This is a genomic window from Flavobacterium sp. FlaQc-49, from assembly GCF_044005985.1.
Classification (GTDB): Bacteria; Bacteroidota; Bacteroidia; order Flavobacteriales; family Flavobacteriaceae; genus Flavobacterium; species Flavobacterium cupriresistens.
This window is the reverse complement of record NZ_JBIPCS010000001.1, coordinates 81,974-94,723: the sequence shown is the minus strand read 5'-3', so window position 1 is coordinate 94,723 and position 12,750 is coordinate 81,974. Positions and strand designations below refer to the sequence as shown.

Here is a 12,750-nt window from a genome sequence, read left to right as displayed (position 1 = left end):
AAAACAACAATAAGTATCATAAATGTTGAGATTTTATTTTTTTAGTCCTTTAAGTTTTTATACTTTTGTGAAACTAAAAAAGAAAAGATGCAAATCTCAATTATTATTATTTCTGTTATTGTTGTCAATGTGATTAACACATCTGCATCAGGAATGGTATAAATATAATTGAAAAAATATATTAGAAACCTTCCAAATATTGGAAGGTTTTTTTTTGGATAAAATTTAAATAAAAAATACATAATGGAATTAAATAAGTACAGCAAAACCATCACTCAAGATCAAACACAACCTGCAGCGCAAGCCATGTTGTACGGTATTGGTTTAACTGAAGAAGATTTAAAAAAAGCACAAGTAGGGATTGTTAGCATGGGTTACGATGGTAATACCTGCAACATGCACCTGAATGATTTAGCAAAAGATGTTAAAAAAGGTGTTTGGGATGCAAATCTGGTCGGACTTATTTTTAATACCATTGGTGTAAGTGACGGAATTTCTAATGGTACAGACGGAATGCGTTTTTCTTTAGTGTCCCGCGATGTAATTGCAGATTCTATCGAAACCGTTATGGGAGCGCAATGGTACGACAGTTTAATTGCGATTCCGGGTTGTGATAAAAATATGCCCGGTGCTTTAATGGCAATGGGTCGAGTAAATCGTCCGGCAATTATGGTCTACGGCGGAACAATTCACTCCGGAAAATGGAAAGGGGAATCTTTGAATATCGTTTCTGCATTTGAAGCTTTAGGAAAAAAATTCAACAATACCATTTCTCCTGAAGATTACAAAGGCGTTATTCAAAATGCATGTCCGGGAGCTGGTGCTTGCGGCGGAATGTATACGGCAAACACCATGTCATCTGCAATTGAAGCTTTAGGAATGAGTTTGCCATACAGTTCGTCAAATCCAGCTTTAAGCGAAGAGAAAAAACAAGAATGTCTTGATGCCGGAAAAGCCATCAGAGTTTTATTAGAAAAAGACATTAAGCCCAAAGACATTATGACCCGCAAGGCTTTCGAAAATGCAATTACGCTGGTAGCTGTTTTAGGAGGTTCTACCAATGCGGTAATGCACTTAATTGCGATGGCTCATGCGGTTGATGTTGAAATTACTTTAACAGATTTCCAAAAAATTAGCGACAAAACACCCGTACTGGCCGACTTAAAGCCAAGTGGTAAATATATGATGGAAGATTTACATGCAGTTGGAGGAGTTCCGGCTGTTTTGAAATACTTACTAAAAGAAGGATTAATTCATGGAGATTGTTTAACCGTAACCGGAAAAACAGTAGCCGAAAATTTAGCCAATATTCCGGACTTACAAGACGGACAAGAGGTTATTCATGAGATTCAAAAAGCACTAAAACCAACCGGAAATATTCAGATTTTGTACGGAAATCTTGCTGCTGAAGGTTGTGTTGCTAAAATAAGCGGAAAAGAAGGAGAATATTTTCAAGGAACAGCAGTTGTTTTTGAAAGCGAATTTGATGTAATTCCGGGTATTCAGGCCGGTAAAGTAAAACCGGGAGATGTAGTCGTCATTAGGTATTGTGGACCAAAAGGTGGTCCGGGAATGCCCGAAATGCTAAAACCTACATCAGCTATTATTGGAGCCGGCTTAGGAAACAGCGTTGCTCTGATTACAGACGGTAGATTTTCCGGAGGTTCACATGGCTTTGTGGTAGGACACATCACACCCGAGGCATATGATGGTGGTGGTATTGCACTGGTTAATGATGGGGATTTAATCGCCATTGACGCAGTAAAAAACACCATTGATCTTAAAATATCTGATGCTGAATTTGCAGCCAGAAAGGCAAGTTGGATTCAACCGCCTCTAAAAGCTTCAAAAGGAGTATTACTGAAATACGCGAGATCGGTCTCCAGCGCCTCAACAGGTTGCGTTACCGATAAATAATGATTCAATAACAACATCAAAAATCAATTGTATATAAACAATAATAAAAGCAAAAGTAAATTTCAAACAGAAAACTAGAAATTGATTTTGATTTTAACATTAGACGAGATTTTTGAAAAAAACAGATACAATGAAAATATCAGGGGCAGAAGCCGTTATAAGATGTTTATTAGAAGAAGGAGTAGACTTAATATATGGATATCCGGGAGGAGCCATAATGCCGGTTTACGACGAATTATATAAATTCCAGGAGCAATTACACCATGTCTTAGTACGTCACGAACAAGGCGCAACACATGCCGCTCAGGGATATGCGAGAGCTACAGGAAAAGTCGGAGTCGCAATTGCTACTTCAGGACCCGGAGCAACCAACTTAGTGACCGGAATCGCCGATGCACAAATCGATTCAACACCAATGGTTTGTATCACAGGCCAGGTTGGAAAACATTTACTAGGTTCTGATGCTTTTCAGGAAACAGACATTATCGGAATTTCAACTCCGGTAACCAAATGGAATTATCAGATTACGGAAGCTTCCGAAATTCCTGAGATTATGGCAAAAGCCTTTTTCATAGCACGTTCTGGTCGTCCAGGGCCTGTTTTGATTGACATAACTAAAAATGCACAGTTTGATGAATTTGAATTTAGTTATGAAAAATGCACAGCTATCAGAAGTTATACTCCGGTTCCAAAATTAAAATTAGATAAAGTTGCCGAAGCAGCAGCTTTAATCAATAGCGCCAAAAAACCTTTTATTGTTTTTGGCCAAGGGATTATTTTAGGGGAAGCCGAAGCACAATTAAAAGCATTCATCGAAAAGTCAGGAATTCCGGCAGGTTGGACGATTCTTGGACTTTCTGCATTACCTACAGCTCATCCTTTGAATGTAGGAATGTTAGGCATGCACGGAAATTACGGCCCTAATTTACTGACTAACCAATGCGATGTTTTAATTGCACTTGGAATGCGTTTTGACGATCGTGTTACCGGAGATTTAAAAACCTATGCCAAACAGGCAAAAGTGATTCATTTTGAAATTGATCCGGCAGAAGTAGATAAAAATGTAAAAACAGAAGTGGCCGTTTTAGGCGATGTAAAAGAAGCACTAAATGCTTTATTGCCTCTAATTGATGACAGAGCACATGACGCTTGGCACAACGAATTCAAAGAAAAATATAAAATCGAATTTGATTCGGTTATCGATGAGGAGTTAAAACCAACAAACAACAAAGGAATCTCGATGGGTGAAACCATCGAAATGATCAACAAACACTCCAAAGGGGATGCGATTATCGTTTCAGATGTTGGTCAACATCAAATGTTTGCCTGTCGTTATGCGAAGTTTAATTCAACCAAGAGTAACATTACTTCGGGAGGTTTAGGAACTATGGGATTTGCTTTACCGGCTGCAATTGGAGCTAAAATGGGAAGACCGGATCGTGAAGTTGTCGCTGTTATTGGTGACGGTGGTTTCCAGATGACGATTCAGGAATTGGGAACCATTTTTCAGACGAAGGTGCCTGTAAAAATTGTTGTTTTAAATAACGAATTCCTCGGAATGGTGCGCCAATGGCAGGAATTGTTTTTTGATAACAGATATGCTTCAACAAAAATGATCAACCCCAATTTTGTTGCAATTGCCGAAGGATATCATATTAAATCTAAAAAAGTCACCGAACGTGAAGATTTGGATGCTGCTGTAGCCGAAATGATGGCTTCAAAAGATTCTTATTTTTTAGAAGTTATGGTAGAAAAAGAAAACAACGTATTCCCAATGATTCCAACGGGAGCATGTGTTTCTCAAATTAGATTAAGCTAAAGAAAAAGTTTCAGGTTTCAAGTTTCAAGTTTAATAACGTGAAACTTGAAACAAAGAAAAACTTTAAACAAAATAACATGGAAGATAAAACATTTACCATATCGGTATACTCGGAAAATAACGTGGGCTTGTTGAATAGAATATCAGGAATATTCTTAAAGCGTCACATTAACATATTAAGCTTAAATGTTTCAGAATCAGAAATTGAGAATGTTTCACGATTCATAATTGTAGTAGACACTACTGAAAAATGGGTTAAGAATATTGTCGGACAAATCGAAAAACAAATTGAGGTTATTAAAGCATTCTATCACACAGATGAAGAGACTATTTATTTAGAAAATGCTTTGTTCAAAATCGCTTCGAATCTGCTTTTTGATGAAAAACAAATTCAGAACATCATCAAAGAAAGTCAATCTACCATTGTGACCGTATCACGTGACTTTTTTGTGATTTCAAAATCAGGAAGACGTTCTGAAATCGAAGAATTATACACAAAAATTAAGCCTTACGGTATCATGCAGTTTGTACGTTCGGGAAGAATATCCGTTTCTAAAGAGAAAATGGAAATATCAACAATGTTAGAGACACTTAAATAGTATCAATTATTAAATTACACATTCATTAAATAGTATTAAAAAAATGGCAAATTATTTCAACACACTACCACTTAGATTACAATTAGAACAATTAGGCGTTTGCGAATTTATGGAGCAATCAGAATTTGCTGACGGAATTGCAGCATTGGCCGGAAAAAAAGTTGTTATTGTAGGTTGTGGTGCACAAGGTTTAAATCAAGGTTTAAACATGAGAGATTCCGGATTAGACATTTCATACGCGCTACGTGCCGATGCAATCGCTGAGAAAAGAGCTTCTTTTAAAAACGCTACAGAAAATGGTTTTAAAGTGGGAACTTACGAAGAATTAATTCCAAGTGCCGATTTAGTTTGTAATCTTACTCCGGACAAACAACACACTGCTGTTGTTACTGCGATTATGCCATTAATGAAAAACGGTTCTACTTTATCGTATTCTCACGGTTTTAATATCGTAGAAGAAGGAATGCAAATCCGTAAAGACATTACTGTAATTATGTGTGCCCCTAAATGCCCTGGATCTGAGGTTCGTGAAGAATACAAGAGAGGTTTTGGTGTACCAACCCTTATTGCGGTTCACCCTGAAAATGACCCAAATGGTACTGGTTTAGATCAGGCAAAAGCATATGCAGTAGGTACAGGTGGTCATAAAGCAGGAGTTTTAAAATCATCTTTCGTTGCAGAAGTAAAATCAGACTTAATGGGAGAACAAACTATTCTTTGTGGTTTGTTGCAGACAGGTTCTATTTTATGTTTTGATAAAATGATTGAAAAAGGAATTGACGCAGCATATGCCTCAAAACTGATCCAATACGGATGGGAAACCATCACAGAAGCTTTGAAACATGGAGGAATCACTAATATGATGGACCGTCTTTCTAACCCTGCAAAAATTGAAGCTTACGAACTTGCAGATGAATTAAAAGACATTATGCGTCCCTTGTTTCAAAAGCATCAGGATGATATTATTTCAGGAGAATTCTCAAGAACAATGATGACCGACTGGGCGAATGACGATGTTAACTTATTAAAATGGAGAGCAGCAACCGGAGAAACTAATTTCGAGAAAACAGCTCCACAAGAAGCTCCAATAGCAGAACAAGAATATTTTGACAATGGCGTATTAATGATTGCAATGGTAAAAGCGGGAGTTGAATTGGCTTTTGAGACCATGACGGAAGCAGGTATCATCGAAGAATCAGCTTACTATGAATCCTTACACGAATTGCCTTTGATTGCGAATACGATTGCAAGAAAAAAATTATTCGAAATGAACCGTGTTATTTCAGACACAGCAGAATACGGTTGTTATTTATTCGACCACGCTTGTAAACCGTTGTTGACTGAGTTCATGAAAAAAGTAGAAACAAACATAATTGGAAAACCATTCTCAACTTCAAACGGAGTAGACAATGCGGTTCTAATAGCAGTTAATAAAGAAATTCGTCAACATCCTATCGAAGAAGTAGGAGCATGGTTGAGAGAATCGATGACTGCAATGAAAAAAATTGGATAATAAATTGGGGTTTGCACTGTATCTCTTTTACGTAATATTTTGAATTAGTAAGCATTTATTAAGATAATATAGATATAGATGCATATTGTAATCACTTAACTTTTAAGTTTCTGAGTTAGGTGAAGGTAGTCCCAATTAATGGGGTATGTTTAGCAATAAACATACTTGTATCGATTTCTATATTGATTAATCAAAATGTTGCTATTTTCAAAATAGAAAAGAGCATTGTAATGCAGCATTACAAAAAAAAATTAATTGTTATTGAAATTGTTAAAACGAAAAGGCATGATATTAATTTATTATGCCTTTTTTATGGTGTTGTTTTGCCATAAAACCCTTATTTTTATGAAATACCCATAAAAAAGTAACATTTTTTTTACTATGTGTTTTTTTATGCTAAAATTTATAAATTAAATAATTTTAAGAATACATACAGATTTAATACATTTATAAAAAAAAAATCCATCCAAAATGAGTTATTATAAAATTGAAAATTTAGAACAATATTTTAAGCATTACAATAAGTCAATAAGAGAACCAAGAAAATTTTGGGGAAAAATAGCTGAAGAAAATTTCACTTGGTACCAACAATGGGAAAAAGTAGTTGATTTTAATATGGGCGATGCTGAAGTAAAATGGTTTACTGAAGCTAAAGTGAATATTACAAAAAACTGTATCGACAGACATTTAAGCAAAAGAGGAGAAAAAACAGCGATTATTTTTGAACCAAACGATCCTTCAGAAAGCGCTTTACATATAACTTATAACGAATTATACGAACGTGTATCTAAAATGACCAACGTGTTGCGTGAGCAAGGCGTTCGTAAAGGAGACCGTGTTTGTATTTATCTACCAATGATCCCGGAATTGGCCGTAGCTGTTTTGGCTTGTGCCAGAATAGGGGCAATACATTCAGTAATTTTTGCAGGATTTTCAGCATCAGCAGTATCTGCAAGAATTAACGATTGCGAATGTAAAATGGTCATCACTTCTGATGGTGGTTACAGAGGAAACAAAACAATTGACCTTAAAGGGATTGTAGATGAAGCATTAGAAACCTGCCCATCTGTTGAAAAAGTTTTGGTTGCTAAAAGAACACAAACTGCAATTAAAATGAAAGAAGGCCGTGACATTTGGTTACAACCTTTATTAGATGCTGCTCTGGACAATAGTGTTGCAGAAATCATGGACGCAGAAGATCCTTTGTTTATTCTATACACTTCCGGATCAACCGGAAAACCAAAAGGAATGGTGCATACCACAGCTGGTTACATGGTTTATACCGCCTATACTTTTAAGAATGTTTTCAATCACGAAGAAAATGATATTTTCTGGTGTACCGCAGATATCGGTTGGATTACAGGTCACTCTTATATATTATACGGACCATTATTGAATGGAGGAACAACCGTAATTTTTGAAGGAGTACCTTCTTATCCTGATTTCAGTCGTTTTTGGGAAATTATCGAAAAACATAAAGTAACTCAGTTTTACACAGCGCCAACAGCAATTCGTTCTCTGGCAAAAGAAAGCTTGGATTATGTTCAAAAATATCCTTTAAAATCACTTAAAGTAATCGGATCAGTAGGGGAGCCTATAAACGAAGAAGCTTGGCACTGGTTTAATGACCACGTTGGAGACAAAAGATGTCCGGTTGTTGATACTTGGTGGCAAACTGAGACTGGTGGAATCATGATTTCGCCAATCGCTTTTGTAACACCTACAAAACCAACTTATGCTACTTTGCCATTACCAGGAATTCAACCTGTTTTGATGGATGAAAAACGCAACGAAATTGAAGGTAATCAGGTAGTGGGTAGTTTGTGCATTAAATTCCCTTGGCCGGGAATCGCCAGAACAATCTGGGGAGATCACCAACGTTACAAAGACACTTATTTTTCCGCTTTCCCTGGTAAATATTTCACAGGAGACGGTGCTTTAAGAGACGAAGTAGGGTACTACAGAATCACCGGTAGAGTAGATGATGTTGTCATTGTTTCGGGTCATAATTTAGGTACAGCTCCAATTGAAGATGCAATCAACGAGCACCCGGCAGTTGCAGAATCTGCTATTGTTGGATTCCCGCATGATATTAAAGGAAATGCTTTGTATGGTTTTGTTATCTTAAAAGAAACAGGTGAATACAGAGACAGAGCCAATTTAAGTAAAGAAATCAATCAGTATATTTCAGACCACATTGGGCCAATTGCTAAATTAGACAAAATTCAATTCGTGTCCGGTTTACCAAAAACACGTTCAGGAAAAATTATGCGTAGAATTTTACGTAAAATTGCTGAAGGAGACTTCTCTAGTTTTGGAGATACTTCAACACTATTAAACCCTGAAATTGTAGATGAAATTACAAAAGAGAAAATCTAATATTCTCAAACTAACAGATACAAAAAGCCTCTTAAATTAGAGGCTTTTTTTATTTTATTCCCAATCGGGATTTTAATTTTAAGAACAATAACGAAATTCTGTACGCGTCTTCGGTAGAGGAATTTCGGTCACTTTTTGGGATTTTATAGATATCACATAAATCATCTAGTGAAAACTGTTTGTCATTGATATCCATTAACTTTCTGTACATCATATCAACGTCAAGTGCTTCATTTTTAAGCCTTCCGCAGTCCAAACGTTCCAGGGCACTGTTTAGCATTTCGAGATCAAAATTAATGTGATGTCCGACCAAAACAGCATTACCCAAAAAACTAATAAAAGCTTCAATTGCTTCAGGTTCGGGCATTTTTATCATTTTAGTTTCAATAATAAATTCATTAGAAAGCCCATTATCCTGTAAAAACTTATACTGCAATAAAACAGATTCAAAACTATCCTTAATATGGATACTGTCATCCACTACAGAAAATGCTCCTAAAGACAAAATCACATCCTTATTTGGATTCAAGCCAGACGTTTCTGTAGACAAAACGACAAACCGATTTGGTTTTGTTTCGAATTTAGCCAGATAATCTTTCCAGAATTCAGGATGTTCTTTGTTAATATTTTTAAGCCAGTCTAGCATATATTAAGAGAATTGTGTAAGTTGAAATTTACTTTTAATTAATTCTTCCAGATCTTTCATTGGCGACAAAGCATTTTTTAATTTCTCTTTATCATTTTTAGACATTTCTTTTAAATTGATATATTGTCCCGAATCATCATTTCGCAGTCCTTCAACCGTTCTAAATTTTGACAATGTCAAGAAAGCCTCAGCACAACTTAAATAAATCTCCGCATTTTTAGAATCTGTTATCGCTAATTGCTTAAATCTTAAATAAGTGTTTTGTATTCCTTTTATATTTGAATTCAAAATTAACAAACGCGCTCCATCAATCAAAGGCATTAAAGCACGGGTTTTAATATCGAATGCTCCTTTATGCGGACCTTCTTCTTCAATAAGAAATTTTTTGAAAAAACTCAAAGGGGAGTTCCTCTTCAAAGCATCATTTCCTAAAAAGTCAAAAAACAAGGTATTGTTGACAGCATTTTTGAAAATAACATTTTCTATAGCTTCTTCAATTTTTGGTTCCCCAAAAACAATTTCATAATCAAAGAAAATACTGCTCAAATCGTTACTGTTTTCACCTGGAGTATTCATCCAACTGTTGTATTGTTTTGTCCAGTCTGTCAATGACTTACACCACAACATATTACTTCCCATATGCCCATTTGGACAAAGTTCGTAACCCACTTTTTCTAAGATAGCAGTAGTTCTTTTTGCTAATCTTAAAAAATAATCCTTAACGTCTCTGTATTTATCAGCAGTTACATCTTCAAAGATTAAAATACTATCCTGATCCGTAAGCAACAATTGCTCCTTACGCCCTTGACTACCAATACTTAACCATGCAAAACGAGCAGGAGGTGAGCCTAAATCTAAAATTGACAATTCAACAGATCGTTTGATTATAGCTAAATTAATTTCACTGGCAATATTACTAACATGTGAAATCGGAATATTCTTTTGAATCGAATTCTGAATAAGATCAGACAAACGATCACGTATTTGTTTTAAATCTTTCGGAAGCTGTGAACGCTTAATTTCCTTGATTAACACTCCCGGATTACTGGCCTGAGCCACAATCAAATCGTGTTCAGAGATAATTCCTCGCACGGCAGATTTACTTGTACCGTCTTTTGTTACACATAAATGCGTCACATTGTGTTTCAACATCAATAATTGTGCTTCCGCCAAAGAAACATTTTCTAATACCGTAACAACCGGCGACGACATGATTTTGTCAATCGTTTCCGTAATAGGAAAGCGGCCTGTCGCAATTTTAGAAGATAAATCGGCGTCTGTAACAATTCCAATTGGATGGTTTTTTTCGCAAACGACAATATTATCCACCATTGATTCCGTCATTAAAATCGCCACATCTTTTACAATATGATGCGCTTCTGTTTTTAATGGAGCAACATTATAGGTAAGGGATTGAATATATTGCATTTCTGACTGCTGATCTACATAAAAAGAAGTATCAGAAATTGCTTTTCCGTTTGAACTTACATTGTCCTTGGTATGTCTTGAATTTGTTGCAAAACTTTCCAATAAGAAGTTTAAAACATCCGAATTATTAGCCACAAAAGGTCTAAAAACAGCAATAGGTATCGCATAAACGATACTTTCTTCACGTGCTTTGGCCGACATCATATAGTTATTTTTGGCAAAAAACGGACGCAAGCCAAAAATATCGCCTTCATTACATTTGTTTATAATCGTTTCCTCAGCATCGGCAATCGTTGTTAAATTTATAACACCCGAAGCGACTACATAAAAACTATCATGCAGCACATCATTATTTTGAAACAATACGGCGTGTTTTTCTAAATTAATAACACGAATATTGGTTGCAATATCTGATAGTTCTTGAAAAGTCAGATTTTTAAACGGCTGGTATTCTTTTAAAAAATCCGCGATATGCTCAGCAATTGTATTCATAGATTTGATAATTTTTTTTAAAGTATCGAATGTAAAAATAATAAAATAAACTCTTACAATGAAAGCATCTTCATGATTTTAAATAAATCTCAGAATATCTGATTTAATAGTCATTATTTTTCTTATTTATTATTCTAAACCTATGATAGTGAAGTATATGTTAATCAAGACTTTCTTGATCGTTATATTGTTTCTATTACAAATCTGTGATAAGTTAGCTCAGTGGGGTTCTGAAAAAGTCTATTTTACATAATATAAATTATGGTTCAAAAGTGTCGCTATCTATTTAGCAGTCAATTTATTAACCTTAATTCTGTTGTTATGTTTAATACTGGATTAATAGATTCGTTAAAGATTCGAGTAAAGCTTGAAAAAGTTAAAATTCTCGATAAACGTCTGATAACTGACTTCATTGCATATTACCCAGATATTGAAGCATTGGATAATGATGGAAATGAAAATCAAAAGCTTGGCGATAATTTTCGCAAAGCTGAACCATTCACAAAAATTATTAATGGAATTACTTATAGGTTTTACATCAAAGCCTTTATTGATTCAAAAAAACTCGCTCATGAATATGTTGTATTTCAAATCTCAGCTAAGATGCTTAAAGAACGTTATTTTGAAGGAATTACGTCAGATAATTATGCAAGTATTGTTACTGATATTAATTCTTTCGGTGTCCTGCGTATTTCTAATAAAGACTTTTTGGAAGGTCTTGTTTCTGATATTGACATTTGTATTAATCAGCTAATTGACTTAAAAAGCTTAAAAACTGCATTTAGTTTAATTCTGCAAAATCCAAATTCAGGAAAAAAACCACTATTACATCATATTTCCCAATCAAACACTTTAAAAAACACAAATAATTTAGGACTAGATTTTAATAAACGTGAAAAAGCAACAAATACAACACCTTACTGTAAAATTTATCATAAAGGCTTTGAACTTTTATCAAAGTCAATCACCTTTTATAAGGCTTTTCTTGAACCTATGAGAACAAGCGTAATTGATAATCTTGTACGCTATGAGTTTACAATTAAAGCACATAAGCATAAAGAATATCTATGTAAACAAGGTTTTAAAGCTGATTTTAAAACACTTTTTGATTTATTAAAGGCAAATCCTAAAGAGTTGCATTTAATAGCTAAAAGCGGCATTAAACACTACATAGAGCCTAAAACCAAATCTAAAGTCGATTCTGAGTTAAATCCAAGTGATGTTATGGTTCAATTTTATATTGAAAATCTCATAAAATTGGGTTTTGATGAAGAAAAACTTTTAGGCTTCACCTACTTAATTAACTGCCCTGTATCAAAATCACGTACAAAATCAAAAGCAAAAAAATTGATTGATGATTTAAAAAACCGTGATAAGAATCTAAATATTAAAATTCAAAGCAACGAACGTAGTAACCAATTTTTACAAAACTTAGGTGTAGACCTTTAAAACAAGACACATGGAGATATTTAATGACTTTTACGAAAAAAGGCTGCAAGCCCTAAATGAGTACTCAGATAACTTGCAAAGAGAATTAGATCGCGGAGAGTATTCTTTCATTTTAAGAAAAGAGTATACAGGCGAATACAAAGCAGTTCAAAAAGAAATTGCGCTTTTAAAATGGATTAAAAGCGAACTTAATATCCACCAAAAACAAATGATATGAATATAGATTTAAGAAACATCTCTTTAGAGTTTGAAACCGAAGTTAACAGGATAAAGAAAGAATTTGACATTAGTACAAATTCTAAAGCGGTTGAACATTCTGTAATAAATTATTTCAAGAAGCTAGAAGAAATTAAAACGCTAAAAGAAGAATTATTTAAAACAAAACAAAGCTTGTCACATTATGAAAGAAGATTAGATAATTTGAAAGATTTATTTGGTTGGATTATGGAAAAATAACGTGAAAGTTGTTTCCGGATCTTTTCTGCAGCTGACTAAAACAACGTTAAAA

10 protein-coding genes are annotated in these 12,750 nt (G+C 34.6%); 8 read left to right on the top strand and 2 right to left on the bottom strand.

Going from position 1 to position 12,750, the window contains the following annotated elements:
• Positions 1 to 243: 243 nt before the first annotated feature.
• The 5 genes from ilvD (at position 244) to acs (ending at position 8,227) form a co-directional block, all read left to right on the top strand.
• Positions 244 to 1,917, top strand: coding sequence for a dihydroxy-acid dehydratase (gene ilvD, locus ACHRV3_RS00430; protein ID WP_047775046.1), 1,674 nt, complete (start codon positions 244 to 246; stop codon positions 1,915 to 1,917).
• 130 nt (positions 1,918 to 2,047) lie between these two features.
• Complete coding sequence (ilvB, locus tag ACHRV3_RS00425) at positions 2,048 to 3,736, top strand: biosynthetic-type acetolactate synthase large subunit (RefSeq protein ID WP_047775044.1); 1,689 nt, start codon at positions 2,048 to 2,050, stop codon at positions 3,734 to 3,736.
• 77 nt (positions 3,737 to 3,813) lie between these two features.
• Positions 3,814 to 4,335, top strand: a complete 522-nt coding sequence (gene ilvN / locus ACHRV3_RS00420) for an acetolactate synthase small subunit (RefSeq protein WP_047775043.1) — start codon at positions 3,814 to 3,816, stop codon at positions 4,333 to 4,335.
• A gap of 43 nt (positions 4,336 to 4,378) precedes the next feature.
• On the top strand, positions 4,379 to 5,848 hold the full coding sequence (gene ilvC, locus ACHRV3_RS00415; RefSeq protein ID WP_230001890.1) for a ketol-acid reductoisomerase: 1,470 nt from the start codon (positions 4,379 to 4,381) through the stop codon (positions 5,846 to 5,848).
• Between the two features lie 471 nt (positions 5,849 to 6,319).
• The gene (acs, locus tag ACHRV3_RS00410) at positions 6,320 to 8,227 is read left to right on the top strand and encodes an acetate--CoA ligase (RefSeq protein ID WP_047775039.1); all 1,908 of its coding nucleotides are present in this window, start codon (positions 6,320 to 6,322) and stop codon (positions 8,225 to 8,227) included.
• Between the two features lie 49 nt (positions 8,228 to 8,276).
• On the opposite strand, the gene ACHRV3_RS00405 is transcribed toward acs, so the two are convergent.
• Both ACHRV3_RS00405 and ACHRV3_RS00400 read right to left on the bottom strand, forming a co-directional pair.
• The gene (locus ACHRV3_RS00405; RefSeq protein WP_047775038.1) at positions 8,277 to 8,873 is read right to left on the bottom strand and encodes a PolC-type DNA polymerase III; all 597 of its coding nucleotides are present in this window, start codon (positions 8,871 to 8,873) and stop codon (positions 8,277 to 8,279) included.
• A gap of 3 nt (positions 8,874 to 8,876) precedes the next feature.
• Positions 8,877 to 10,793 (bottom strand): DUF294 nucleotidyltransferase-like domain-containing protein, encoded by a 1,917-nt coding sequence (locus tag ACHRV3_RS00400; protein WP_230001889.1) that lies wholly within the window; start codon positions 10,791 to 10,793, stop codon positions 8,877 to 8,879.
• A 321-nt stretch (positions 10,794 to 11,114) separates the two neighbouring features.
• Here ACHRV3_RS00400 and ACHRV3_RS00395 point away from each other — a divergent pair, with 321 nt between their 5' ends.
• The 3 genes from ACHRV3_RS00395 to ACHRV3_RS00385 are packed head-to-tail and all read left to right on the top strand — an operon-like array spanning position 11,115 to position 12,698.
• Positions 11,115 to 12,242: a hypothetical protein gene (locus tag ACHRV3_RS00395; RefSeq protein WP_395434103.1), complete on the top strand. Its 1,128-nt coding sequence runs from the start codon at positions 11,115 to 11,117 to the stop codon at positions 12,240 to 12,242.
• Between the two features lie 10 nt (positions 12,243 to 12,252).
• Entirely contained in the window at positions 12,253 to 12,459 is a 207-nt protein-coding gene (locus tag ACHRV3_RS00390) for a hypothetical protein (RefSeq protein WP_047775033.1), read from the top strand.
• A complete protein-coding gene (locus tag ACHRV3_RS00385; RefSeq protein ID WP_047775032.1) occupies positions 12,456 to 12,698 on the top strand; it encodes a hypothetical protein in 243 nt (80 codons plus the stop codon). The genes ACHRV3_RS00390 and ACHRV3_RS00385 overlap by 4 nt, the downstream gene beginning before the upstream one ends.
• Positions 12,699 to 12,750: the final 52 nt, after the last annotated feature.

What these genes read in the sequence shown, in the direction of transcription:
- ACHRV3_RS00390 (WP_047775033.1), top strand. Translation starts at nt 12,253, where the DNA reads ATGGAGATATTTAATGACTTTTACGAAAAAAGGCTGCAAGCCCTAAAT.
- acs (WP_047775039.1), top strand. Translation starts at nt 6,320, where the DNA reads ATGAGTTATTATAAAATTGAAAATTTAGAACAATATTTTAAGCATTAC.
- ACHRV3_RS00400 (WP_230001889.1), bottom strand. Translation starts at nt 10,793, where the DNA reads ATGAATACAATTGCTGAGCATATCGCGGATTTTTTAAAAGAATACCAG.
- ilvD (WP_047775046.1), top strand. Translation starts at nt 244, where the DNA reads ATGGAATTAAATAAGTACAGCAAAACCATCACTCAAGATCAAACACAA.
- ilvN (WP_047775043.1), top strand. Translation starts at nt 3,814, where the DNA reads ATGGAAGATAAAACATTTACCATATCGGTATACTCGGAAAATAACGTG.
- ACHRV3_RS00405 (WP_047775038.1), bottom strand. Translation starts at nt 8,873, where the DNA reads ATGCTAGACTGGCTTAAAAATATTAACAAAGAACATCCTGAATTCTGG.
- ilvB (WP_047775044.1), top strand. Translation starts at nt 2,048, where the DNA reads ATGAAAATATCAGGGGCAGAAGCCGTTATAAGATGTTTATTAGAAGAA.
- ACHRV3_RS00385 (WP_047775032.1), top strand. Translation starts at nt 12,456, where the DNA reads ATGAATATAGATTTAAGAAACATCTCTTTAGAGTTTGAAACCGAAGTT.
- ilvC (WP_230001890.1), top strand. Translation starts at nt 4,379, where the DNA reads ATGGCAAATTATTTCAACACACTACCACTTAGATTACAATTAGAACAA.
- ACHRV3_RS00395 (WP_395434103.1), top strand. Translation starts at nt 11,115, where the DNA reads ATGTTTAATACTGGATTAATAGATTCGTTAAAGATTCGAGTAAAGCTT.